Genomic DNA, 26,692 nt, shown 5'->3' with positions numbered 1-26,692 from the left:
AGGATTAGGGTAGCAAAGATAAAGATTCAACAATTATTAAGTTGCTCAATTCAGTATTATCTGTGCTACCCTAATTTATTTATTCTGCTTTCTTGTTTTCTACAGCAACTTCATCTGTATCCTTACGATATTTAAGCATTGAGATACCTGCGATAAAAAACACAAATCCTAAAATTGCCAGAGCCCATGGACTCATCATTAAGGCAACACTTCCAAATACTCCCAAAACTCCCATTACAAGAGAAATGGCGCCTCCAATTAACATAATTACGGCTATAATCTTAATCATAATATTAAATATTGGTTAGGAGGTAAAGGTAATTAAAGAATTGAAAATGCATACATTATTAACATATTCTAAAGATTTCAGCATTAAATAATCACAATAATTCTTTTAAAACACGCTTTATTTTATTAATTTCTTGGAATTGAAGAGTTACCAACTCACCATTAGATACTTGATTTTAGCATCATCTGGTATTTGCGATGCAGATATTCTGGAATCTGTATCGTAGCGCAGACTGGAAGGCAGGTCCTTTTTATCTATTGTTAAGTATAAATTTAATTCATCTATAAAAACAACAGCAGAATTTAAGGTGTTTTCTATTCTTGAGATCTGATAGTTTTTAACTACCTCTCCAAAGGTGCTTGAATTGTTGAGTCCTTTTGCAGTTTGAAATCTGGAATCCATGATCTGGATATAACCTACAGTACTTGTAGAATCAAATTGCTGAATTGGCTCTAGAATTAATAGCGCTTTTCCATCTTTATCAAAAATTTCTATTTCGCTCGTTGAATTAAAAAATTCACTTCCAGAATTTTTTCTAACTATAGAATCTTCCCTAAAAACAGAGTCTAATTGATTTATCCTGATTTCCTTGGTTAAAGAACCTACTCTGGTAGTATCTATTAAAAATGGGTCGGAATCGTGACCACATGATATTAAACTAATTGTGATGCATGCTAACAAACTTAAACTTAATCTTCTCATATTTTATTCTTGACTTCTATTTAAATGCTTTGTTCAAGATACTCATTACTCCTCTAATAAAAGTAGCGCTGGTTAAAACTTTGATGACTGCGCTTTGAGTTTTAGTGGAACTTCTTGATGTTCTTGAACTTGTTCTAGAAATTTTCTCTCTTTCTACTTTCGCCTTTTGTTTTGATTCTTCTTGATCTGCCTGCGCAATCTTTTTATTCAATAATTCATAAGCACTCTCGCGGTCAATCGCTTTATTATATTTAGAAATTAACTTAGAAGAACCTATCAAATCTTTTAATTCTTCTGAAGTTAAAATGTCCATCCTACTCATTGGAGCTCTCATCATGGTAGCAGCTAGTGGAGATGGTCTTCCTTTTTCGTCTAAGGCAGAAATAAATGCTTCCCCAATACCTAACGAGGTTAAAACTTCTTTGGTATCATAATACTCAGAAATAGGGTAGTTTTCAGCAGTTAATTTGATTGCTTTTCTATCGTTTGCGGTAAATGCCCTTAATGAATGCTGAATTTTTAAACCTAACTGACTCAATATTTCTTTTGGCACATCTGTTGGATTTTGGGTTACAAAATAAATACCAACTCCTTTAGATCGTATCAGTTTAATTATACTCTCAATTTGATCCAATAATGCATCAGAAGCTTCCTTAAAAATTAAATGTGCTTCATCAATAAATAGCACTAATTCTGGTCTATCACTGTCTCCTTTTTCTGGTAATGTGGAATATATTTCAGCAAGTAAGCTCAACATAAACGTAGAGAACAATTTGGGTTTATCTTGAATATCGTCCAGTCTTATGATATTTATTATTCCGCGTCCGTCAATATTTGTTCTCATAAGATCTTCCACTTCAAAAGAAGGTTCTCCAAAGAAGAGATCGGCATCTTGTTGCTCTAGAGCAACTATCTTTCTTAAGATAGATCCAGTAGAAGATTTAGACATTCTGCCATAATCCTTTTCAAATTCCTCTTTCCCATCGTCTGTTGCATAATGAATGATTTTCTTTAGATCTTTTAGATCCAATAGAGGTAATTGATTGTCATCACAATATTTAAAAACAACTGCTAAAATCCCAGTCTGAGTGTCAGAAAGGTCTAAAATTCGAGATAAGAGAATAGGTCCAAATTCACTAACGGTTGCTTTTAACCTAACTCCTGGCTGTTCAGAAAGACTTAAAATTTCCACAGGAGACGCTTGTGGTTTAAATTCAAAATTTAAAAGTTGATGGCGAGCATCAATTTTTGGATGTCCTGGAGATTGTTTTGCAATTCCGCTGAGATCTCCTTTAATATCCATCATTAGGACTGGAACACCTTTTTCTGAAAGATTCTCTGCTAATATCTGTAATGTTTTTGTTTTTCCAGTTCCTGTCGCTCCGGCAATAAGTCCGTGCCGATTCATGGTTTTTAATGGGATCTTAACTTGTGCTTCAGCTACGGTTTTTCCGTCTAACATAGCAGCACCCATATATATGAATTCTCCTTTTGGAGCATATCCTTGCTGAATGTGTTCTATAAACTTGTTAGGATCTTTCATTATTCTAAGTTATTTTGAAATTAAACAGCCTCCTGTCCCATAAAATCAGGAAAATTGAGAATCTATGAGACTGCAGGAGATAACATGGTAATTGTTCCTTTATCTGCATCTATTGCTGCATTTATACCATTAGGGATGGTAGAATTGTCATCTACATGACCAAACATTGCTCCAGAATAGGCGGGAATTTTCAAGGGTCTAATATAATGGTCTATTACTTCTTCTAAAGTTAACGAACCATAACCACTTCCTCCAGGATCACAATCGGTGCATTTTCCAAATACAAAACCTGAGATTTTACCTAGAACCCCAGCCAGCTTAAGTTGAGACATCATTCTATCTATGGCATATATCTTTTCTCCAACTTCCTCCAGATAAAGGATTTTATTTTCCCAGTTTGGTAAGTAGTCAGATCCCATAATTCCGGTTAGGACAGAAAGGTTTCCTCCAAGCAATATTCCTTCCGCCTTACCAGAAGTAATAGTTCGAATGCGATTTTTTGTCTGAATTAGGTTATCTCCCAATTCTTTGGTGTTTTCAAAAGTATAAGCATTTTTGTCAAAGAGAATTGATTTAAATATATTATAGCTGAAGCTATTCCATGTTGAAATTCCCATTGGTCCGTGAAAAGTCACCAATCCTGTTTTAGCATAGATAGCCATATGGAGTGCAGTAATATCACTATAGCCAATAAATATTTTTGGGTTTTTAGATATGCTTTCGTAATCTATTTTATCTAAGATCCTCGCAGCTCCAGATCCTCCTCGCAAGGCGATAATAGCATCTACTTCTGGATCTTTAAACATATTGTTTAAATCTTCCGCCCTTTCCTCATCGGTGCCGGCTAAATGTCCATAATGAGCATTGACGTGCTTTCCGAGTTTTACTTTTAAACCCATCGCTTCAAAAGTTTCAACTGCAATTTCATAAGGTTCCGATTCAAATTTATTTGAAGCCGGACTAATAATCCCAATAGTATCTCCCTCGGAAAGATGATCTGGAATTAATTCTTTTGATACTGTTGTGTTTAATTCCGAAGAAAATGCCACCGGGGCAACAAATGATGATAATCCTACAGCTAGACTACCTCTTCCAATATTTCTTATAAAATTCCTTCTTTCCATTAATTTGTGGGATTGTTCAGTTTAATTAGGACTAATTTAAAGGAATTAATCTTATTTGTCTATTCAGGCTGCTAATGTTAATAATTAAGATAGATTCTTCGCAATATTCGTTGCATTTCATTCTTTATAATAGACGAGCTAACTATATAATTGTTATTCATAAAACTAAAAAGTAATATCCTTCCACTCTTTGTTTTAATATAACCACTTAAATTATGATTATTACTTAGGGTTCCGGTTTTAGCAAAAATATAAGGCTCCTCAGCTATGTACCAATTCTTCAATGTTCCAGTCTTTCCTCCTGTAGGGAGAAATTCAAAAAGTTTTTCTTGAGGTATTTCTTCTGAAATTTTCTTCAGTAGAAATACCATACTCCTAGGAGTAATTAAATTATAACGTGAAAGGCCAGAGCCATCAACCCAAATAGGTTCATCTGGAAGATCTTTTAGATAAGTTTTTTTAATATAGGTAATAGCATTCTTAGTGTTTACACTGTCAGATAAATTATTTCCGACCATCATAAGAAGTTGCTCTGCAATAAAATTATCGCTATTTCTAAGCATTGTTTTATAGAGACTATCTGTTGGCAGACTATATAATATTTTGGAAGAGTTAGTTGGTGTCCACCCCTTATTAATAAGTGTCACAGGTCTATTAAGCGTATCGGAAAGTAATTCAGTAAATAGTTCATCAGAATATTTAAAAGGAACTATTTGCGTAGATTCCTTGTTGGAGTCCGATTTATTATATCTGAATATATTACTATTCAAATCTCTCTTTATCTCAGAGTTGCTTTCACTTAAGACAAGGTCTTTTCTAAATTTCTCGATACTCGTGGTAGGTTGGTTTTGTCCTGGACTTGACTTGAATACTACATAATTTCCATAGATTGGAAAGGCAGATCGTTCTACCGAGTAATAATAATTATAATCATCCCAAGACCAACCTGGACCGAAAGATTCTTCTGTATACGCAGGATGTTGATAATATAAATTTCCTTCATAGTTTTTTAAAAAATCATAAACTTTAGATTCTGGTGCATCTGCGTATAAGAATGAAGGATCTCCAGTTCCTTGAAATATTAGAGAATCATTTTGAATAACATAGTTAAGTGCAGGTAATGAATCTCCTAAAATCTTCAGGCTAGCATAAAACGTTAGTAGTTTTACATTGGATGCTGGAGTAAAATATTTATGTGAATTATATTCATTAATGATTTTGTTACTCTCCGGATCCATAAGTGCAAAGCCTGAAAAGCTTTGATTGAAAATCTCTGAAGTGAGTTGACTTGATAAGTATTTATTTAGTTTACGAGAACTAGAGCAAGAGAATAGTAGGGTACCTATAATAAGTATAGAAATGGAATGTAGAATTTTTGATCTCACAAATGTATTTTAGATGTTATTAAATGCTAATTCTGAAAAACTGTTAAATTATATTAGTTAAACTTAACAAAATTAAGAGGCATGTGGCTTAATTAGTAAATTGAATAAAAGATGAGCCTACTGGACTTAAACTCTTAACTAAGTGTTTAAATTAGAACATTTCATTGTAATAGCATCTTGAAAAATCTAAACTACTTATTTTATGTCATTTAATGCCGAACCGAAAATTAAATATAAAATCTCCAATTAAGGAGTTGCTCTAGAACTTTAAAACTAAGCTATGTTAGGTCTTAAAGAATAGTTATCTTTGCCGGCTATGATTACAGAAGATACAAAAGTGTTGGTAGATAAAGGTATAATGCTTCCGTTAATGGAGGAATTTTATACTATACAGGGGGAAGGGTTTTATAAAGGAACTGCTGCATATTTTATCAGAATAGGTGGTTGTGATGTTGGCTGTCATTGGTGTGACGTTAAGGAAAGTTGGGATGCATCTTTACATCCTCCAACTCATGTTGGGAAGATTGTAGAAAATGCGGTTTCTCATAGTGATACAATTGTGATTACAGGGGGAGAACCTCTAACTTGGGATATGACCATCCTTACTGAGACTTTAAAAGCACAAGGTTGTAAGATTCATATAGAAACTTCTGGAGCTTATAAATTGACCGGGCAATGGGATTGGATATGTTTATCTCCCAAAAAAATAAAGTTACCTACAGAGGAAATATATGAAGTGGCTAACGAATTAAAAGTGATCGTCTATAATCTTCATGACTTAAAGTTTGCTGAAGAGCAAGCGGCAAAGGTAAATAAAGACTGTATTTTATATCTTCAGCCAGAGTGGAGTAAGCGTGATACGGTTATTCCTATAATTGTGGATTATGTAATGAAAAATCCTAAGTGGAAAGTGTCATTACAAACTCATAAATATTTAAATATACCATAATTCCCCATTCAAGATTGTATTTTTATTGGACTGCCAATATTATTCGGCTCAGCTTATTGAATTTTTTTAAATAAAAAAAATGGTTTTAATTCGTGAGAATTAAAACCATTTTGATTTTTGAAAGAATCTTAAAGATTATTGAACTGCTTTAAAAGGAACTTCTACATATTTGTTGTCCCAACCCATAAGAAGATCTGCTCCATCTGTTTTCGTTACAAATGCCATAGAGAAAGATTCAATTGTAGTAGGTGAAGTGCGTACAGGCACTTTAATTCTTACTCTATCTTCTTGATCGCTATATTCATAAGCTCCCCAAGTATTAGTTCTATTATTTAAAATAACAGTCCATTCCTTTTCACCAGGAATTGAATATAGAGAGTAAGTTCCAGCTTCTACAATTACATCGGCTATTTTCATGTCCTTATATAAAGTTAGTTCTGTAGCTTCATTTGCGCCAGTTCTCCAAACTTCATTAAAGGGCACTAATTTGCCAAAGATTTCTCTATCTCTTTTTAAAGGTCTACTATAAATAACTCTTGCCACAACTTCTTCAGCTTCATTTTTGTAAACTACTAAGTCCATCGGGCTTACGTCCATTTTGTCGAAACTAGGAGCTTCAGTTGTTTTTTCTTGAGCTTGCACTGGATTGCTTTGAAATGTAAAAATTGCTATTGCTGCTAATAAGAATATTCTTTTCATAATATTTTGAATTTTTTAATATCATATAAAGGTAATGTTTCAATAAAGAGGGGTTGTTAATGAAGTCTTATATTTTTAAATCCTCAAAGTTTAAATTCGATAGTATATAATATAAATTTATTATATTTTATTTTCAATTAGATGCTAATTCAGTCTATATAGTTATTAATTGTAATCAATTATTATATAATGGTTTTTATTAGTGAATGAATAGCCCAAATTTGTTTAGAATTAAAACTTAAAATTATGTGTGGTATTTTAGCTGTAATAGGAAAGAAGGAAGATCAAGAATTGGTATCTAAACTTTCTAAAAGAATGAGTCATCGTGGGCCAGATGAAAGTGATGTACATATAACTGAAGCTGGGGCGATTTTATGTCATGAAAGATTGGCCATAATGGATGTAAATACTGGAAAACAACCAATACAAGGAACTTCTTCTGCTTGGATGATCCATAACGGAGAAATATATAACTACCAATCACTGAAAGATAACGAATTAAAAGATCACGAATTCCGTAGTACAGGAGATTCTGAAGTGATCGTGCATTTATATGAAAAATATGGATATGGTTTCTTAAACAAATTAGACGGAGATTTTGCCTTTGTCGTGGTAGATGGTAAAGACTTTATTGCTGCAAGAGATCCAATAGGAGTAAAGCCTCTTTATTATGGGGAAGATGCAGAAGGCGCTCTTTGGTTTGCTAGCGAAATGAAAGTATTAGCCGATCAATGTGTGGAATTTCAAGCATTTCCTCCAGGATATTATTATACACCAACAACTGGTTTTGTTCAGTATTACAAACCAGATTGGTATTCTTTAGAAGAATGTCACGAAGAAGCAGATCTAAAAAGATTAAGAGATTCTTTGATAGCTGCCACTAAGAAACGTTTAATGTCTGATGTTCCTTTAGGCGTGCTGTTAAGTGGGGGATTAGACTCTTCCTTAACTTCATCTATAGCGGCAAGAATACTTAAAGAAAAAGGAAAAAAATTACATTCGTTCTCTATTGGTCTAAATGAAGATGCACCAGATTTAATCGCTGCTAGAAAAGTGGCAGATTTTCTTGGAACAGATCATCATGAAATTCATTTTACGGTGGAAGAAGGAATTGGAATCATTAAAAAATTGATCTGGCATTTAGAAACATACGATGTAACTTCAATTAGAGCGAGTACGCCAATGTATTTCCTGTCTAAAGCGATTACTGAAAAAGGAATTAAAGTGGTGTTGTCTGGGGAAGGCGCAGATGAAATTTTTGGCGGATATTTATACTTTAAAAACGCACCTTCTGCTGAAGAATTTCAGAAAGAAACAATCAGTAGAGTTAAAAGATTATCAACCGCAGATTGTTTGCGAGCAGATAAATCTACTATGGCTCATGGATTAGAAGCAAGAGTTCCCTTTTTAGACAAAGCTTTTCTTCAAACGGCAATGGAAATTGCTCCAATACATAAAATGCCAACTACACACGCAGGTGTTGAAAAGTATATTCTTAGAAAAGCTTTTGATACTCCTGAGCAAGCTTTTCTTCCAGATGAAGTGCTATGGAGACAAAAAGAGCAGTTTAGTGATGGAGTTGGGTACAGTTGGATAGATAGCCTTATTGAGTTCACAAAATCTCAAGTGACCGATGTAGAATTGGAAATGGCAGCATCAAAATATCCGGTTAACACACCAACAACGAAGGAAGCATATTTTTATAGAGAGATCTTTAATAGCTATTTTCCACAGGAATCTGCGGCGAAATCTGTGAAGAAATGGATTCCAAAATGGCAAAAGGATTTAGACCCTAGCGGTAGAGCAAGTTCAACTCACGTTGCACAAACCAGTTTTATAGAAGCAGAAAAAGTATAAGTTCATTATCAGCTAAAACCAAGGTTTTTCACAAAAATTGTTAATAACTTAAGGGTATTGAGGTGCGCTTCAAGCTAATAGCAGCACGGGTTTTGTTATATTTGTCTGTTACAAAAAAAGACAAATTTTAACAGAATCATATATGAGCGAAGAAGTTAAGAAAAACAGTTATTCGGCAGATAGTATTCAGGCGCTTGAAGGAATGGAACATGTGCGCATGCGTCCTTCCATGTATATTGGTGATACTGGAGTAAGAGGGTTGCATCATTTGGTGTATGAGGTTGTGGATAACTCTATAGATGAAGCGATGGCTGGCCATTGCGATACTATAAAAGTAACTATTACAAAAGAAGGTTCTATCACTACCGAAGATAACGGGCGTGGAATTCCTATAGATTTACATAAAAAAGAAGGAGTCTCTGCCTTAGAAGTTGTGATGACTAAAATTGGAGCCGGAGGAAAATTTGATAAGGATTCTTATAAGGTTTCTGGTGGTTTGCACGGAGTTGGGGTGAGTTGTGTGAATGCATTATCAGACCATTTAACCGCTACTGTTTATAGAGAGGGGGTTATCTGGCGTCAGGAATATCAAAAAGGTAAACCTATGTACCCTGTTAAGTCTATTGGCGAAACAGAACTTAGGGGAACGGTAGTTACATTTACTCCAGATCCAACAATATTTCAGCAAACCGTAGAATATAATTACGATACGCTTGCAAGTAGAATGCGTGAGCTTTCTTATTTAAATAAAGGTCTTAAGATTGTATTGACAGACGAACGTGAGTTAAACGAAGACGGATCATTTGTTTCTGAAGTTTTTCTTTCTGAGGAAGGATTAAAGGAATTTATAAAATTTTTAGATCAAAATAGAGATCCTATCATTTCTCATGTGATCTCTATGGAAGGAGAGAAAAATGATATTCCTGTTGAGGTTGCAATGATCTACAATACTTCATTTAATGAAAATTTGCATTCTTATGTAAACAACATTAATACGCATGAAGGTGGTACACACTTGTCGGGTTTTAGAAGAGGTTTAACTACGACTCTTAAGAAGTATGCAGATGCTTCTGGGATGTTAGATAAATTGAAATTCGAGATCGCAGGAGATGATTTCCGTGAAGGATTAACTGCTATTATTTCTGTAAAAGTAGGAGAGCCTCAATTTGAGGGTCAAACTAAAACTAAACTTGGGAATAGAGAAGTTACTTCTGCAGTTTCTCAAGCAGTTTCAGAAATGTTAGAAAATTATTTGGAAGAAAATCCAGGCGATGCTAAAATTATTGTAGAGAAAGTTATTCTCGCTGCTCAAGCCAGACATGCTGCTAAGAAAGCACGTGAAATGGTGCAACGTAAAACGGTAATGAGTATAGGTGGTTTACCTGGAAAATTATCTGATTGTTCTGAGCAAGATCCTGCAAAATGTGAAGTGTATCTTGTAGAGGGAGATTCTGCAGGTGGTACAGCAAAGCAAGGTAGAGATAGAGCTTTTCAAGCTATTTTGCCACTTAGAGGTAAGATTTTGAATGTTGAAAAAGCGATGAGACATCGTGTATTTGATAATGAAGAGATCAAGAACATATATACCGCTTTAGGGGTTACAATTGGTACTGAAGAGGATAGTAAAGCCTTGAACCTTTCTAAATTAAGATACCATAAAGTAGTAATAATGTGTGATGCCGATGTAGATGGTAGCCACATTGAAACTTTAATTCTCACTTTCTTCTTCAGATATATGAAGGAGCTTATAGAAAATGGGCATATTTATATTGCAACTCCACCGTTATATTTAGTTAAAAAAGGTCAGAAAAAGCAATATGCTTGGAATGATAAGGAACGAGATGCAATTGCTGAAAGCTATAATGGCAGTGTTCAAATTCAGCGATATAAAGGTTTGGGGGAGATGAATGCAGAGCAATTATGGGACACAACAATGAATCCAGAGTTTAGAACTCTTCGTCAAGTTAATATAGATAATAGTGGTGAGGCAGATAGAATTTTCTCTATGTTAATGGGAGATGAAGTGCCGCCGCGTAGAGAATTTATAGAAAAGAATGCCGTCTATGCTAATGTAGATATATAAAAATTTTAAGCCCGCTTTTTAAGTGGGCTTATTTTTGTTACCATAAAGTTAAAATTTATGATCTGAATTTTAACATTTTGTATATTATTATTTTTATCCCCAATATAAAAACTTAAGACTGTGAGAAACCTCCTAAAATCTACCCTGTTTTTATCACTATTTCTAGTGACTCAATTTTCAAAAGCCCAAGAAGATGTAAATCTTCTAATTGATGATATGCTTTTAATAGCAGAAAATTTCGCTGCGCCTGGAGCTGAAGGCGCTACCTTACAATCTAGTGCCGGTTGGTTCTCATCAGCATCAACTTTAGATAAGTGGCAAGTGGAAATTTCTGTTCATGGAAATGCCTTGTTTGTTCCAAGCTCAAAACAAGATAAGTTAATTAGGAATAACCAGTTTAATAATTTAACAATAGGTGAAGGGAGTAATGCGCTTTTACCAACAGTATATGGAGGAGAAACAGAGGCTATATATCAGGGAACCATATTTGGACAAGATTTTGAATTTGATGCTATAGATGGTTTAGATAAAAGCGTTGTGCTGCATGCCTTTCCGCAAGTTACAGTTGGATTACCTTTTAAAACAGAGATTGCAGTAAGATATTTACCTGAAGTTTTTATTAATGATGTTGGAATAAGTACTTATGGAGTTGGAATAAAACATAATTTTTCTCAGTACTTTTATAAGAGACTTAGAGATGAGGATTTTCAATTTGCATTAGTAGCTAATTACAGTAATTTTAAGGCAGATTATAAATTTACTCCTATAGACGTAAAAATCGCAAATTTGACTAGAATTGATGTAGATGCGAATATGTATAATTTGCAGCTAATCGGTTCTAAACTTTATGATAATTTTGAAGTAATGGGAGGATTTGGTTATACTAATTCTAAATTTGATTATGCTTTTGGTGGAACTGGAGCTTCATTGCCTACTTTAAATAATCAACTAGGTGCATTAGGAAATAGTGAAGGGAAATTTAAAGGTAATATTGGATTTAACTATTACTTTAATAAATTTAAATTCAGCACTGTTCTTTCTGCGAGTGGATTATTTAACGCGAATGTTGGGCTTCATTATCGATTGAACTAATAATACATTTAACCATTCCTTATTATTTAACTGATACATAATTTGTATTTTCGTAAAAAATCAATAATTAATATTTAAAATATATAAAATGAAAGTTACTATCGTTGGAGCAGGTGCTGTTGGAGCAAGTTGTGCTGAGTATATCGCCATAAAGAATTTTGCTTCAGAAATTGTTTTAGTAGATATTAAAGAGGGTGTTGCTGAAGGAAAGGCAATGGATCTAATGCAAACTGCAACCCTTAATGGATTTGATTCGAAGATTGTAGGTTCTACTAACGATTATACTAAAACCGCTGGTAGTGATGTAGTAGTTATTACAAGTGGTATTCCTAGAAAACCAGGAATGACTAGAGAAGAATTAATTGGTATTAATGCTGGAATTGTAAAAGAAGTTTCAGGAAACCTAATTAAGCATTCTCCAGACACTGTAATTATTGTGGTGAGTAACCCAATGGATACAATGACTTATTTAGTTCATAAAACTACGGGTCTTCCTAAAAATAGAATTATTGGAATGGGTGGTGCTTTAGATAGTGCGCGTTTCAAGTTTAGGTTAAGTGAAGCTTTAGAATGTCCTCCATCTGATGTTGATGGAATGGTAATCGGTGGACATAGTGATACTGGAATGGTACCTTTAACTAGGTTGGCTACAAGAAATAGTATTCCTGTAACTGCTTTTCTTTCTGAAGACAGATTGAATCAAGTATCTGAAGATACCAAAGTAGGTGGAGCTACATTAACTAAGTTATTAGGAACAAGTGCGTGGTATGCACCAGGAGCTGCAGTTTCTGCAATGGTGCAGGCGATTGCTTGTGATCAGAAAAAAATGTTTCCATGTTCTGCGTTTTTAGATGGAGAATATGGATTAAATGATTTATGTATTGGCGTTCCTGCAATTTTAGGGAAAGACGGATTAGAAAAGATCGTTGAAATAGAATTGACAGATGCTGAAAAAGCTAAGATTAAAGAAAGTGCTGAAGGTGTAAAGAAAACCAATGATTTATTGACTTTCTAAGCATTATCACTCTTATATTTCAGTGAAAACTGAATTTTTAAAAAGGCCACTTCTTAAGTGGTCTTTTTTATTGATGAAAAGTTAAATTTTTCAAAAAAAAATAATTGGCTTTTGAATAATGAAATCCTATATTTGTCCGTTTTAAAAATTGATATTAAATAATAAAGAATAATGCAGAATAAAGGACTGATCAAGATTTTTGCGGTTTTATTTGGTCTGGTATGTATTTACCAGCTATCGTTTACATTTATTGCCAGCGGAGTAGAGAGTGATGCAGAGGCGTTTGCTAAGCAAAAAATAGGAACTAACGTAGAAGGATATTCTGTACTGCGAGATGTTGAAGAAAGTAGTTATTTAGATTCTATCGGTAATGATGAGATTATCGCTGGAATTACCTACAACACAGCAAAAGATAAAGAACTTAATAAGGGGCTCGATCTTAAAGGAGGAATCAATGTGATTCTTCAAATTTCTGTAAAAGATATTTTAAAGGGATTAGCTAACAATAGTAGCGATCCTGCATTTAATAAGGCTTTAGCTGAAGCTGATGCTGCACAAAAAGATAGTCAGGACACTTATTTAGATCTTTTCTTCGAGGCATTCGAGAAAAATGAAGGTGCTAAATTAGCTTCTCCAGATATATTTGCAAATAAGACACTTAGCGATCAGGTTAATTTTGAAATGACCAATGATGTTGTTAAGCCTATTATTAGAGAGAAGGTTAACGAATCTATAACATCAGCTTTCGAGGTATTGCGTAAGCGTATAGATAAGTTTGGGGTTACACAACCAAACATCCAACGTTTAGGAGATTATGGTAGAATATTAGTAGAGCTTCCTGGGGCAAAAGATATTACTCGTGTTCAAAGATTACTTCAAAGTACTGCCCAGTTAGAATTTTGGTATGTACATAAAAATACAGATTTCGGGAATTTCTTGATCAATGCAAATAATACACTTGCACAAATGGTTAAGAAAGACGATAAGTCTTCAGAGAAAAAAGATACTCTTTCAGCTTCAGAAGAAGATGAAGAAATTGAGGCTTTACTTGCAAGCACTGAGGATACTTCTGAAGTTCAAACAGCTAACAATCCTTTATTGGATCTAATGGTTTCTCCAGGTTTCCAAGGAAGTCCAATTTTAGCTTCTTTTGCTTCAAAAGATACTGCGCAGGTTAGAGCGTATTTAAACAAATCTCAAGTAAGATCTCTTTTACCTGCAGACCTGCGTTTTACAGAATTTGTATGGGGAGTATCCAAAGACAATGTTTCCGATCTTTATGCTTTAAAAGGAGATCGTGAAATGCTACCTGCATTAACAGGAGACGTTATTACAGATGCTACACAAACTTACGATCAAGTAGGTAGAGTGGCAGTATCTATGCAAATGGATGGTAAAGGTGCTAAGATCTGGGAAGAAATGACCGGAAGAGCATATACTGAAAAAAGCAATATAGCTATCGTTTTAGATAACGTAGTGTATTCTGCGCCAGGAGTTTCTACAGGTCCAATTAGTGGAGGTAGAAGTGAGATTTCAGGAGATTTTGATATCACTGAAGGTCAAGATTTAGCAAACGTACTTCGAGCTGGTAAATTACCTGCTTCTGCAGATATTATTCAGAGTGAGATTGTAGGTCCTTCATTGGGTCAAGAAGCTATAGATAGTGGTGTTAATTCTTTCCTTATCGCTTTAGCTATTGTTCTCCTTTGGATGATCTTCTATTACGGAAAAGCGGGTCTTTTTGCAGATGTTGCTCTTGTAGTGAACATCATCTTTATCTTCGGAATTTTAGCTGGTCTTGGAGCGGTGCTTACTTTACCTGGAATTGCAGGTATTGTATTAACCATTGGTATGTCGGTAGATGCGAATGTTCTTATATTTGAACGTATAAAAGAGGAGTTAGCAAAAGGAAAGTCTCAAAAGGATGCTATTAAGGATGGATTTAACAATGCACTCTCTTCTATTTTAGATGCCAACATTACTACAGGTCTTACTGGTTTAATTTTATTGATTTTAGGAACAGGACCAATTAAAGGTTTTGCTACTACTTTATTAATAGGTATTGCAACATCTTTATTTACTGCAATTTTTATAACAAGATTATTTATTGATGGATATGGTAAAAATGGAAAGTCACTAGCATTTAGTACTTCAATTACTAAGAATCTATTCGCAAATATGAATTTTGACTTCTTAAGTAAACGAAAAATCGCTTATACTATCTCAGGGATTTTTATTCTTGTAAGTATTGGATCTTTCTTTATGAATGGGTTGAACGAAGGTGTAGATTTTATTGGAGGTAGAACTTATACTGTGAGATTCGCAGATGACGTAAATGCTTCAGAAGTAGAAAAAGATCTTATCGCTACTTTTGAAAGTGCTGAAGCAAAGACCTATGGAGCAAACAATCAGTTAAAGATTACCACTAAATATAAAGTGGAAGATGAAGGTGAAGCTGTAGATGTAGAAGTTCAAAGAATGATGTTTGAGGCTTTACAACCACATTTGCCAAATGATATGACCTTCGATGATTTTACAGTAGGTTCTAACGAGCGTGAAATTGGAATCATGTCATCTATGAAGGTTGGTCCAACAATCGCAGATGATATTAAAAATGATTCTTTCTGGGCAGTTTTAGGATCATTAATGGTAGTATTCCTTTATATCTTATTAAGATTTAGAAAATGGCAATACAGTTTAGGAGCTGTTGTTGCAGTATTCCATGATGTCTTAATAGTATTAGGTATCTTCTCTTTAGCATACAATATTATGCCATTTAGTATGGAGATCAATCAAGCGTTTATTGCTGCAATACTTACAGTAATTGGTTATTCCCTGAATGATACAGTGGTAGTGTTTGATAGAATTCGTGAATATGCGAACGAACATACTTCTTGGAAAATGAGTAAAATAATTAACAGTGCTTTAAATAGTACGTTAAGTAGAACATTGAATACATCTTTAACCACAATCTTAGTGTTGTTGTCGATCTTTGTCTTTGGAGGAGAAAGCCTTAGAGGATTTATGTTTGCAATGATTATAGGTGTTATAGTTGGTACTTATTCATCTTTATTTATTGCAACTCCTGTTATGTTTGACAGCGCAAATAAAAAAGCGATTAGAGATAGTAAAAAGAAAGAAGAAGTAGTTGCGTAATTAACTCGCAAATATTTTAAATACAAAAAGTTGTTCAGAAATGAGCAGCTTTTTTTGTTTACGAAATTTCTAACACTTAACATAAAGTCGTCCCCTTGTGGCCTGAAGGTTTTGGGAATGGTGTAAGGTCACTTAATTTAAGAGCAAGCATCAAGATAGTTTATTGTCATCCCGTCGGGAGGAGGGATTTTTCCTATGATGAAATGTAGATTCTTTGAGATTCTTCATTACGCTTTGCTTCATTCAGAATGACATTTATTGCTGGTGACCTTGTTTCAAAGGTTTCACGATGTTCAAGAATTTCATTAAATAAATATATAGATGCTGAAATAAATTCAGCATGACGAAAGTTAAAACCAGTATTGTCACCCTGGTCTCGGTTCTGTGTCTAAATTAATATAATGATACAGGGAATCGAATTAAATTAGTGGTAATCTTAAATATGTTTTTTTAAAAGAATTTATCCAGGATTTGGTTATAGAGAACCAAAAGAGAGTATTTAATAAATTCCCTTTTAAGGTTAGTTTCTTAAAAGTATCATTTTATCACCTTCAGTAAGTTGCCATTCTTCGGCTTTTCCTGCATTCACTTCTAAAATAAATTGTGCAGGTACTTTAGATGGAAGAGAAGTTTCATCCAGTGGCTTTGCATTCTCTTGAAAACTAACCACGCTGCTATCTTTTCCGAAGAAAATAAGATCTAGAGGTATATAGGTGTTTTTCATATAGAAACTATGTATAGATTCTTCTGAATACACGAAAAGCATGCCTTGGTTGGGCTGCATTGTTTTTCTGTACATCAAACCCGTTTGCTTCTCATAAGAGCTTTCAGCTAACTCTATATCTAGTTTCTGAAGCGTGTCTTCGCCTTTCAACAGGTAAAGCTCGGCTTCCTTCGTGAATTTAATTTCATCTGTGTCTATAGAAGTATTCTTAGCTTCTTCTTCACAAGAAAATATAATTCCAAGAATAATTCCAAGGCTTAAAAATCTCATTAGTTTTTTCATGCAGCCACTCTTTTAGAAGGTCTAAGCATAAAATATAATCCAGCTATAATAAATGGAATACTAAGCCATTGTCCTGTGTTTATAAGCCAGATCGCACGCTCTTCTACTTGAGGTTCTTTAAGAAATTCTACGAAAAATCTTACGGTCCATAGTAGAACTAAGAATAAGCCAAATAAGAATCCGATCTTCTGTTTTTTATCAGTTTTCCAATAGACGAACCAAAGAAGTAAAAAGATCAATAAATAACAAAAAGACTCATATAATTGGGCTGGATGTCTCGGGAAGGTTTCCCCTAAATTTTCGAAAATCACCCCGTAGTCACTATTAGTTGGTTTTCCTATGATTTCAGAATTCATAAAGTTTCCAATTCTAATAAATATGGCACCACTGGCAACCGGAATAACTACTCTGTCCAAGATCCATAAAATAGGTTTATCCAGCACATTTTTTCTATAAAGGTACATAGCAACAATTATCCCAATGGCTGCACCATGACTTGCTAGCCCACGAAAACCTGTGAATTCAAATTCCGGTTCAAAACGAACAGGAAGGAAAATTTCTAGTAAATGATGCTGGAAATATTCCCAGTCATAAAAGAATACATGTCCTAATCTTGCTCCTATTAAAGTTGCTAAAACGGTGTATATAAAAAGAGGATCTAACTTCTCTATGGAAACTCCTTCCTTTGTGTATATACTTTTCATGATATACCAGCCTAATCCAAAGGCAATCAGAAACATCAAACTGTAGTAGTGAAGGGTGAAAAAGCCTAAATCTAATCCTTCAGAAGGACTCCATGTTATAGCATTAAAAAGCATGTAGTATTTTTTAAAATTGTTAGGTAAAGATACATATTTGGATGGTTTGGCAATAGTTCTCTAAGTAATTAGAAAATTGCTTAAGGAACCGGATCATGACCAGAGCCTCCCCATGGGTTGCAACTCGCAATTCTCTTAAGACTCATCCAGCCACCTTTGAAAATACCATGTTTTTGAAGGGCAACCAAAGTGTATTGAGAGCATGTTGGAGTATATCTACAGGTTGCAGGAGTTAAAGGAGAAATTGCTCCCTGATAGAATTTAACCAGTAAAATGAAAGGATATGCCAGCCATTTTTTGAGCATAAGCTATCTTTTAATTTTCTAAAGTAAAAACAGTTCCTTCTTTTCCGTCTTTTAGTTGAATTCCCAAAGCTAATAATTGATCTCTTATTTGATCGCTGGTGGCAAAATCTTTATTATTCCTAGCTTTAGCTCTTAATTTAATAAGCAATTCTACCGTACCAGAAAGTTTTTCAGAATTATCCTGATTAGTAATTGTAGTATCTAATAATCCAAGTACATCGAAAATAAAATCATGCATTGTATTATGTAATAGCTCTTTGTCTTCTGTAGTAATTTGCTCATTACCTTCCTTTACTCCAACAATGAATTTTACAGCTTCAAATAATGTTGCAATCAAGATGGGACTATTGAAGTCATCATTCATGGCATCATAACAGCGTTGTTTCCATTCAGACACAGAAAAAGATGAAGTCGCAGAAACAGGTAATTGAGAACTATATCTATAAGCATCCATTAGTCTGTTAAAACCTTTTTCGCTCGCTAATAAAGCGGTGTTAGAAAAATCGAGAATACTTCTATAATTAGCCTGAAGCATAAAAAATCTTGCGACAGACGGCTCAAAACCTTTGCTTAAATTATCATTTTCCCCAGAGAAAATTTCGTTGGGAAGAATATTATTTCCGGTGCTTTTTGCCATTTTTTGACCATTAAGGGTCAGCATATTGGCATGCAACCAGTAATTAACAGGATTTCTACCGGTAGAGGCTTCTCCTTGTGCAATCTCACATTCGTGGTGCGGGAATTTTAGATCCATTCCGCCACCGTGAATATCAAACTGTTCACCTAGATATTTAGTGCTCATCACGGTACATTCTAAATGCCAACCTGGAAATCCATCGCTCCAAGGAGATGGCCAACGCATAATATGTTGGGGTTCTGCCTTTTTCCATAAGGCAAAATCTTGTGGATTTCTTTTGTCACTTTGTGCTGCAAGCTCACGAGTATTGGCAATCATATCTTCAAGAGACCGACCGCTAAGTTTTCCATAATCATGATTCTTATTGAATTTTAAAACATCAAAATAGACAGATCCATTAACCTCATATGCAAAACCTTTGTCTAAAATAATTTTAATGGTTTCTATTTGCTCCACTATATGCCCAGTAGCAGTAGGTTCTATACTAGGTGGTAAATTATTGAATTTTTGTAAGGTGTTATGAAAGTCTACGGTGTATCGTTGCACAACTTCCATAGGTTCAATTTGCTCTAATCTGGCTTTTTTGGCAATTCTATCTTCACCACTATCTGCATCATTTTCCAAATGCCCCGCATCTGTAATGTTCCGAACATAGCGAATCTTATAGCCTAAATGTTTAAAATATCTAAATATAAGATCGAAAGAAATAAAAGTACGGCAGTTTCCTAAATGAACATTGCTATAAACAGTGGGTCCACAAACATACATGCCTATATGACCTTCATTTATTGGTTTAAAAATTTCCTTTTCTCCTGTCATGGAGTTGTAAAGTTTTAAGCTTTGTTCTTTATAAAGAGCCATAAATAGTGCTTGCTTAGAGTTTGAGTAAAGAATTTATTAAAATGAAGTTTCTAACTTAATATAATCTAGAAATTCTCTTTTTACAGAATTTTCCTTAAAAGCACCTCCAAATTCACTGGTTACTGTGCTGCTTTCTATATCGCGAATTCCTCTACTATTTACGCAAAGATGTTTAGCATCTATTACACAAGCAACATCTTGGGTTCCTAGAGCTCGTTGTAATTCTTGAACTATTTGCATAGTTAAGCGCTCTTGAACTTGAGGCCTTTTAGCAAAATAATCTACAATTCTATTCATTTTAGAAAGACCTATTACGCTTCCTTTTGAAATATAAGCAACATGAGCTCTTCCAACAATAGGTAATAAGTGATGTTCACATGTAGAGTAAATGGTAATATTTTTCTCTACCAGCATCTCTCCATACTTATACTTATTTTCAAATGTTGAAGCCTTTGGTTTTCTTTTAGGATCTAAACCGCCAAATATTTCATTTACAAACATTTTTGCAACTCTCTGTGGCGTACCTTTAATACTGTCATCTGTAAGGTCCATTCCTAAAGTTTGCAAAATATTCTTAACATCTTCATTGATTATTGCAATTTTCTCTTCGTTGCTTAAATCAAAAGCATCTTCTCTTAGTGGATTATTTGCACTTGTAGAAACGTGAGCATCGCCCATTTCATCTATTTTATTTTCCATATGGTCTATCTTCATAGCACTTTTTTCAATACTAGTCGTAATCTATTTATTAGGCTTGCAAAGATACATATTTTATGACTCTTTAAGCTAAAGTTTCTAAAAAGCCAAGTGAGGTAATTGCTGTTAAATGTGTAATTTGCAATTATTTGGTAATCTGATATATGAAGTCCCTAGTGCATCTTATACTGTTTGTCACAATCTCTCTGGCGGGAGTGTGTCAAAGTTATGCTCAAGGAGATCGTTGTTCTAGTATTCAGCCTTTCTGTGCTGGAACTTCCCAATATGTTTTTCCCAACTCTAATCGCATTAATGGAGACGTGCCAGTTGCAGATCGGGGTGTAGATTATAGATGTTTGAGTACACAACCTTACCCTGCTTGGTTTTATTTGCAAATTGAAGATTCAGGAAAACTAAATTTTAGCATTAGCCAAACCGTAAATTCAGATGGATCTGGAGGGACTTTAGATGTAGATTTTATTGCCTGGGGACCTTTTGATGAAGGAGATGATTTGTGTAGTGCTTCTTCTTTGTCAACTTCAAGAATCGTTGATTGTAGTTATAACCCTTCAGCAACTGAAGATTTCCTAATAGATAACGCTGTTACAGGTCAGATTTATGTTGTATTAATTACTAATTATTCTGAAAATCCAGGTTTCATAAGTCTTGAGCAGACCAATTTAAATGAATCAAACTCAGGTTCTACAGATTGCTCTATAGTTGATATTCTTGGTGATGATCTCGCAATATGTGACTCCGCCCCGGTAAAATTATCAGCCAGAAATGTGATAGCTACCCGATATGAGTATTATGTTTTCGACGAGATTACTAATGGTTTTATATTACTATCCAATCAGGCTAGTCCAGATTTTACTGTTACTTCAACAGGTAGATATATGGTTTTTGCAATAAATGATAACACCAATTTGAGTCTTGAAGATGAAATTCTTGTAGAATATTTTCAGAAACCTAAAGCAATCAAACCAAAGGATTTATTGGGATGTAGTAATGAGCCCTCCGCTATTTTTGATCTTACTCAAGTTTATGCTGAAATAACTCAGGATCCACAAAATCTTAATTCATTATTTGATTTAAACTTTTATAGTAGTCAAAATAATTTTGCTAACAAGATAGCAATAGAGAATCCTGACACTTTTGAAGCAACTAGTAATCAGGAAATACTAGCTACTATTGTCAATCAAAATTCTGGCTGTGTTTCCAATGCAGTCTCGTTCAATTTGAAAATAGCATCGATCCCATCTATAGAATTAAATGCCGAAACCGTGTTTTGTGTAGATGAGGAGGGAAATTTATTAAATTCTGAATCCATTGGAACGGATCTTGGTCTAGATTTTATCTATATCTGGAATATCGATAATGATCCAGATGGAGATGGAGTACAAAATCCTGTTCTTAGCTTTCAGGAAAAGCCAGTTAATCCAGATATATCACTAGAGATAGTTAATAAATTAACTGGATGCTCTAATAATTTTAATACCAAAATCACCTATTATTCAGCTCCAAAAGATATATCATTTACAATTTCAGGAAATGATTTTGAAGATGGATATGTAGTGACAGTTCTTGCAGATCCTGTGGTAGGAACAGTTCCTTCATATGAGTATCAACTTGATGATGGTCCATGGCAAGCGAACTCTGTTTTTAAAAACGTGAAGCCAGGTTTACATGCGGTTTCTGCTAGAGATGTTCATGGTTGTGGAATGGCAACATCAGCCTCTTTTAGATTAATTGGATATTCCAGATTTTTTACTCCAAATGGGGATGGATTTAATGATACTTGGAATGTGATAAATGATCCGCAAGTTTCTATCTCTAAAGTGCTAATCTATGATAGATATGGGAAGCTTATCAAACAATTAGATCCTCGCTTAAATGGATGGGACGGCACTTACAACGGAAAAGTTATGCCTGCAGATGATTATTGGTTTATTGTAGATCTTAAAGATCAGATCACTGGAGAAATATCAGAATTTACTGGGCATTTCACATTGAAATTATAATTATTTCCTCATAATAAAGTAGATTGAAATTTTTAAATACAATTGAAAAACAAATAAAATATAAAAATCAAAACCTCGAATTCGTTAAAATGAATTCGAGGTTTTGATTTCTAAAATCTAAATGTTTCTTTTAGATACCAAAGCTTAATGATAATACAACGCTAGAGAAATCTCTCTGAATATTCGCAGTATTTATAAGTCCAACTTGATATAGCTCAGGATTATCTGTCCTAGAGGAATGATCATAAGATAAATCTGCTTTTATAGATCCGAAATCGTAACCAACTCCTGCAGAATATCCATTTAATTCTCCTATGCTGATATCATTCTCGTAAGGACTTTCTTCAAATCTATAACCTCCTCTTAAACTCCAATTTTGTATTCTGTATTCCCCACCTATTTTATAAGTTGAAGCTGCTTTAAGATTATCTGAGATCAAATTATTTTGAAACTGAAATTCCGGATCATTAGAAGGTCTTAATTCAGTATTTGAAAAATCTTTATAAGAGTAGTCGAAACTTATTAATCCTTGATCGCCAAAAAGAACCGCTAAACTTCCTGTAAGTTTTCCTGGAGTTTTTAATCGATAATCTGGGTACACATTGATAACATTAGGATTTACGTTTACACTTTCATTAAATTCATCACTAAAAGTTTCTAAACGTTGGGAGGCTTGTTCTTCAATTAAATACCATGTAGGCGTGTCATAAGTCAATCCCAATCTTATATTATCGGTTACATTAGCGATAGTTCCTAGCTGTAGAGAAAATCCATTTCCAGTTGTACTTAAGTTATTAGTAAAGATGATCTCGTTTGTCCCGCTTCCAGTATTAGTGTTTTGTTCAACCAAACGGGTAGCTCTATCATAGTTTAAAAAATGAGCATTCAGATTAATTCCAAAATGCAGAAAATCCCGATATTTAGTAGCAAAGTTAAACGCAAACTTTCCGTTTAAACCAGTTGCTATATAAGAGTATTGCTGATCAAAATTTCCTGTTCCAAGATTTGAGCTATAAGAAGTATTGTTAGGATCGCTGTTATCAGGATTAATTATAAAACCTTGAAATCCTAAAAATGCTTGCTGAGCACCATAGCCTTCATTTTCTCCTAAGAATAAATAAAGATCAGAAACCGTTTCGTTATTTACAGTTTCCAAAAGATCTAAAGGAACTCCGTTGGCGTATTCCAGAAAATAATTATCTATTGAACTTGTGCTCGATCCCTGCGCAACGAAGCTATCATCAAAAGAATTATTTTGTGAATAGTTAGCTCCAATAACAAACTTTTTCCAGGGAGTCTCATCATTAGTGCTATTAAAAACTAAAACCGCTCCAGCTTGATCAAAATATATATCAGAATCTTCATTAGATGAAATGCCGTTGAAATAACGCGTATCGTTTTGCCTACTGTTATAACTTAAAGTAACAGTAGCTGTGCTGTTTAAAAATATTGCCGAACCTGCAGGATTAATGGATATTGCAGATAAATCTCCTCCAAGTGCACCAAAAGCGCCACTCATAGCTCTGTATCTGGCTGTACCAGATAACTGATCTGATGAGTATCTAACAGCATCTGTAATATTTTGTGCTTGAAAAAAGGTAATAGTCATTAAGGCTATTACCGTAAAATATAGCTTTTTCATAGAATAAAAATCTTTTTATTAATTACCTCTTCCTCGGTTGCTGCTACTAGATGGCGTGCTGCTAGAAGATCTAGAACTAGAACTTGAACTTCGTCCTGCGCTAGAGCTTCTTCCAGAATTAGAGCTGCTTCTAACTGTTGAAGAGGAGCTTCTGGTTGAATTATTAGATCTAGAATATGTTCCGTTACTACTTCTAGTATTGGAATTAACAGATGAGTTTCTACTTCTAGAATAAGTACCGTCAGAATTAGATCGGGTACTGTAACCTCTAGATGTGCTTGTTCTTCTAGTAATACCATACTCATCGTTAGAATTTCTAATATTTCTTATAGATCTTGAGTAAGTAGAACTTCTTCCTCTATTATCTAAAGAAGCCGCATTTCTGATATTTGTATTTCTATTGGTGCTATAACTATTTGCACCTCTTCTACCATAATTGTAGGCAACATTTTGGCTAAAATTATGCTGTCTAGAGGAATAATAATTATAAGGATTGTAATAACCTCCACCGCCATAAATAAATGGATGAACAGAGAATCCTATCCCGTAGCCATATCCATGACCATACCCGAAACCTTGGCCATATCCAAAGCCGTATCCATAATAAGGAGAATAGAAACCTGATCCATAAGGTCCATAAATATTTCCAGGTCCCCAATAGTTATTATATCCATAGTAACCCATTCCTCCATAAGGATAAAAGCCACCATAAAATCCGTCATTATAAATATTTACAGAATAGCTGTCCGGATCATTACCCCAAGGGGCATTTCCACCTTGATAACTGGTGTTTTCGTTATTGTAATCGTAATTTCCTGTAGAAGAATATGCATCTACATCAGTAAAAATAGCATCTTCAGCTAAAACATCTCCATAAAGGGCAGCTTCTTCTTCAAATAGTTTCTTATAATAATCGCCATTTTCTTCTCTGCTACCATATTCTACTTCAGCAGAAACAACTTCCTCATTATCATTCTCGCCATAAATCCCGTCATTAGAATTACCAGCATATTGGTAAGAACCACAAGATGTCAACAATAAAGAAGACACAGCGGCCATAAAGAAATATATGGATTTTGGTATATAATTATAAAGTTTCATTAGCAGTGGTTTTAATTGTTGAACATTACAAAATTAGTTAGTTTTGCGCTAACTAGTTGCAACTTGATTAAATTAGCTACAACGCTAATAAAACTGCAACATTTATGCCAAATAAGAGGAATGGGTAAGAAATTAACTACAAGGAAAGAAGATTATTCAAAATGGTATAACGAATTGGTAGTCAGTGCCGATTTAGCCGAAAACTCCGCTGTGAGAGGTTGCATGGTAATTAAACCTTATGGGTATGCCATCTGGGAAAAAATGCAAGCTGAATTAGATAGAATGTTCAAAGAAACAGGGCATCAAAATGCCTATTTTCCATTATTTGTACCTAAAAGTCTTTTTGAAGCTGAAGAAAAGAATGCTGAAGGATTTGCAAAGGAATGTGCTGTAGTTACTCATTATAGATTAAAGACAGACCCGGAAAATAGTTCAAAATTAATTGTAGATCCAGATGCTAAGTTAGAAGAGGAGCTTATTGTAAGGCCTACTTCTGAAGCTATTATATGGAGTACGTATAAAGGATGGATCCAATCTTATAGAGATCTTCCTATACTTATAAACCAATGGGCCAATGTGGTGCGTTGGGAAATGAGAACCAGGTTGTTCCTTAGAACTGCTGAATTTTTATGGCAAGAAGGGCATACTGCACATGCTACAAAAAAGGAAGCGATTGTTGAAGCTGAACAAATGAATGACGTGTATGCTCAATTCGCTGAAAATTTCATGGCTATGCCTGTTATTCAGGGAACAAAAACGGCTAATGAGCGTTTTGCAGGAGCCTTAGAAACCTACTGTATAGAAGCCATGATGCAAGATGGAAAAGCTTTGCAGGCTGGAACATCTCACTTTTTAGGGCAAAATTTTGCTAAAGCCTTCGACGTGAAATTTACATCAAAGGAAGGAAAGCTGGAGCATGTATGGGCTACTTCTTGGGGAGTATCTACCAGATTGATGGGTGCTTTGATCATGACGCATAGCGACGATCAAGGATTGGTATTGCCTCCTAATTTAGCTCCAATACAAGTTGTTATTGTTCCTATATATAAAGGGGAAGAACAACTCGCACAAATTTCTGAAGTTGCAGATCAATTGGCTGCAGATCTAAGAAAAGCTGGAGTTAGTGTTAAATATGATAATAGAGACACTTATAAGCCGGGTTGGAAGTTCGCACAGTACGAATTACAAGGAGTTCCAGTACGAATTGCTATTGGGCCCAAAGATCTAGAGAAGGGGAGTGTAGAGCTTGCGAGAAGAGATACATTAACTAAAGAGTATGTAGCTCAGGATAACGTAGTGGAGAAAGTGAAAGGTCTAATGATCGAAATTCAGGAAAATCTTTATAATCGTGCAAAAGATTACAGAGATTCACATATTACAGAAGTGGATACTTTTGATGAGTTTAAAGAAGTTTTGAAAACTAAAGGAGGATTTATTTCTGCTCATTGGGATGGAACTTCAGAAACAGAATTAAGGATCAAAGATAAAACCAAGGCTACGATTAGATGTATCCCTATGGATCAAAAACAAGAAGAAGGGAAGTGTGTTTTTACAGGAAATCCTTCATCTCAGCGTGTATTATTTGCAAAAGCGTATTAGGGTAACTTAATATATTGCATTATTAAAAGTTTTTATTCCTTATTTTAGAATGAATTAAGTGTTCTAAAAATGAGTGAAATTTGATAAGTTGAAGCTAAATCACTAGGAATTA

At 34.3% G+C, this 26,692-nt stretch carries 21 protein-coding genes; 8 read left to right on the top strand and 13 right to left on the bottom strand.

Going from position 1 to position 26,692, the window contains the following annotated elements:
- Positions 1 to 79: 79 nt before the first annotated feature.
- From I130_RS13630 to dacB, 5 genes are all read right to left on the bottom strand, one after another.
- A complete protein-coding gene (locus I130_RS13630) occupies positions 80 to 289 on the bottom strand; it encodes a hypothetical protein (RefSeq protein WP_034924347.1) in 210 nt (69 codons plus the stop codon).
- Between the two features lie 147 nt (positions 290 to 436).
- The gene (locus I130_RS13625) at positions 437 to 991 is read right to left on the bottom strand and encodes a hypothetical protein (RefSeq protein WP_034924344.1); all 555 of its coding nucleotides are present in this window, start codon (positions 989 to 991) and stop codon (positions 437 to 439) included.
- Between the two features lie 16 nt (positions 992 to 1,007).
- Positions 1,008 to 2,534 carry a helicase HerA-like domain-containing protein gene (locus I130_RS13620; protein WP_034924341.1) on the bottom strand — a complete coding sequence of 509 codons (1,527 nt, stop codon included), beginning with the start codon at positions 2,532 to 2,534 and terminating at the stop codon, positions 1,008 to 1,010.
- Positions 2,535 to 2,596: 62 nt separating this feature from the next.
- Positions 2,597 to 3,658: an LD-carboxypeptidase gene (locus I130_RS13615; RefSeq protein WP_034924339.1), complete on the bottom strand. Its 1,062-nt coding sequence runs from the start codon at positions 3,656 to 3,658 to the stop codon at positions 2,597 to 2,599.
- A gap of 77 nt (positions 3,659 to 3,735) precedes the next feature.
- Complete coding sequence (gene dacB, locus I130_RS13610; protein WP_232224124.1) at positions 3,736 to 5,043, bottom strand: D-alanyl-D-alanine carboxypeptidase/D-alanyl-D-alanine-endopeptidase; 1,308 nt, start codon at positions 5,041 to 5,043, stop codon at positions 3,736 to 3,738.
- A 316-nt stretch (positions 5,044 to 5,359) separates the two neighbouring features.
- Between dacB and I130_RS13605 the strand changes: the two genes are divergently transcribed.
- Positions 5,360 to 5,992, top strand: coding sequence for a 7-carboxy-7-deazaguanine synthase QueE (locus I130_RS13605; RefSeq protein WP_034924336.1), 633 nt, complete (start codon positions 5,360 to 5,362; stop codon positions 5,990 to 5,992).
- Between the two features lie 135 nt (positions 5,993 to 6,127).
- On the opposite strand, the gene I130_RS13600 is transcribed toward I130_RS13605, so the two are convergent.
- Positions 6,128 to 6,691: a DUF2911 domain-containing protein gene (locus I130_RS13600; RefSeq protein WP_034924333.1), complete on the bottom strand. Its 564-nt coding sequence runs from the start codon at positions 6,689 to 6,691 to the stop codon at positions 6,128 to 6,130.
- 246 nt (positions 6,692 to 6,937) lie between these two features.
- Between I130_RS13600 and asnB the strand changes: the two genes are divergently transcribed.
- The 5 genes from asnB to secDF all read left to right on the top strand — a co-directional run bounded on the left by asnB (position 6,938) and on the right by secDF (position 15,894).
- Positions 6,938 to 8,548: an asparagine synthase B gene (gene asnB, locus I130_RS13595; RefSeq protein ID WP_034924330.1), complete on the top strand. Its 1,611-nt coding sequence runs from the start codon at positions 6,938 to 6,940 to the stop codon at positions 8,546 to 8,548.
- Between the two features lie 142 nt (positions 8,549 to 8,690).
- Complete coding sequence (gene gyrB, locus I130_RS13590; RefSeq protein ID WP_034924327.1) at positions 8,691 to 10,631, top strand: DNA topoisomerase (ATP-hydrolyzing) subunit B; 1,941 nt, start codon at positions 8,691 to 8,693, stop codon at positions 10,629 to 10,631.
- Positions 10,632 to 10,751: 120 nt separating this feature from the next.
- Positions 10,752 to 11,723, top strand: a complete 972-nt coding sequence (locus I130_RS13585) for a DUF6588 family protein (RefSeq protein WP_034924324.1) — start codon at positions 10,752 to 10,754, stop codon at positions 11,721 to 11,723.
- Positions 11,724 to 11,811: 88 nt separating this feature from the next.
- Positions 11,812 to 12,738, top strand: a complete 927-nt coding sequence (gene mdh / locus I130_RS13580) for a malate dehydrogenase (RefSeq protein WP_034924321.1) — start codon at positions 11,812 to 11,814, stop codon at positions 12,736 to 12,738.
- A gap of 171 nt (positions 12,739 to 12,909) precedes the next feature.
- Positions 12,910 to 15,894, top strand: a complete 2,985-nt coding sequence (gene secDF, locus I130_RS13575; protein ID WP_034924318.1) for a protein translocase subunit SecDF — start codon at positions 12,910 to 12,912, stop codon at positions 15,892 to 15,894.
- 520 nt (positions 15,895 to 16,414) lie between these two features.
- Here the strand turns inward: secDF and I130_RS13570 are convergent.
- From I130_RS13570 to folE, 5 genes are all read right to left on the bottom strand, one after another.
- Complete coding sequence (locus tag I130_RS13570; protein ID WP_034924315.1) at positions 16,415 to 16,900, bottom strand: DUF192 domain-containing protein; 486 nt, start codon at positions 16,898 to 16,900, stop codon at positions 16,415 to 16,417.
- A complete protein-coding gene (gene lgt / locus I130_RS13565; RefSeq protein ID WP_034924313.1) occupies positions 16,897 to 17,718 on the bottom strand; it encodes a prolipoprotein diacylglyceryl transferase in 822 nt (273 codons plus the stop codon). Before lgt ends, I130_RS13570 begins: the two co-directional genes overlap by 4 nt.
- Positions 17,719 to 17,798: 80 nt before the next feature.
- The gene (yidD, locus tag I130_RS13560) at positions 17,799 to 18,023 is read right to left on the bottom strand and encodes a membrane protein insertion efficiency factor YidD (protein WP_034924310.1); all 225 of its coding nucleotides are present in this window, start codon (positions 18,021 to 18,023) and stop codon (positions 17,799 to 17,801) included.
- Between the two features lie 10 nt (positions 18,024 to 18,033).
- Complete coding sequence (cysS, locus tag I130_RS13555; RefSeq protein ID WP_034924307.1) at positions 18,034 to 19,521, bottom strand: cysteine--tRNA ligase; 1,488 nt, start codon at positions 19,519 to 19,521, stop codon at positions 18,034 to 18,036.
- A 36-nt stretch (positions 19,522 to 19,557) separates the two neighbouring features.
- Entirely contained in the window at positions 19,558 to 20,235 is a 678-nt protein-coding gene (gene folE, locus I130_RS13550; RefSeq protein WP_198012058.1) for a GTP cyclohydrolase I FolE, read from the bottom strand.
- Between the two features lie 146 nt (positions 20,236 to 20,381).
- Between folE and I130_RS13545 the strand changes: the two genes are divergently transcribed.
- Complete coding sequence (locus tag I130_RS13545) at positions 20,382 to 22,238, top strand: T9SS type B sorting domain-containing protein (RefSeq protein ID WP_034924305.1); 1,857 nt, start codon at positions 20,382 to 20,384, stop codon at positions 22,236 to 22,238.
- A gap of 130 nt (positions 22,239 to 22,368) precedes the next feature.
- On the opposite strand, the gene I130_RS13540 is transcribed toward I130_RS13545, so the two are convergent.
- Positions 22,369 to 23,880: an OmpP1/FadL family transporter gene (locus I130_RS13540; RefSeq protein ID WP_034924302.1), complete on the bottom strand. Its 1,512-nt coding sequence runs from the start codon at positions 23,878 to 23,880 to the stop codon at positions 22,369 to 22,371.
- 18 nt (positions 23,881 to 23,898) lie between these two features.
- The gene (locus I130_RS13535) at positions 23,899 to 24,981 is read right to left on the bottom strand and encodes a hypothetical protein (RefSeq protein WP_157480585.1); all 1,083 of its coding nucleotides are present in this window, start codon (positions 24,979 to 24,981) and stop codon (positions 23,899 to 23,901) included.
- 120 nt (positions 24,982 to 25,101) lie between these two features.
- On the opposite strand from I130_RS13535, the gene proS reads away from it, so the two are divergent.
- Positions 25,102 to 26,580 carry a proline--tRNA ligase gene (gene proS / locus I130_RS13530; RefSeq protein WP_034924296.1) on the top strand — a complete coding sequence of 493 codons (1,479 nt, stop codon included), beginning with the start codon at positions 25,102 to 25,104 and terminating at the stop codon, positions 26,578 to 26,580.
- The last annotated feature ends 112 nt before the right edge of the window (positions 26,581 to 26,692 follow it).

The sequence above is a fragment of the Gillisia sp. CAL575 genome (genome assembly GCF_000403785.1).
Taxonomy (GTDB): Bacteria; Bacteroidota; Bacteroidia; order Flavobacteriales; family Flavobacteriaceae; genus Gillisia.
Note: the sequence above shows the minus strand (reverse complement) of the source record. Positions and strands in the feature narration are given on the sequence as shown.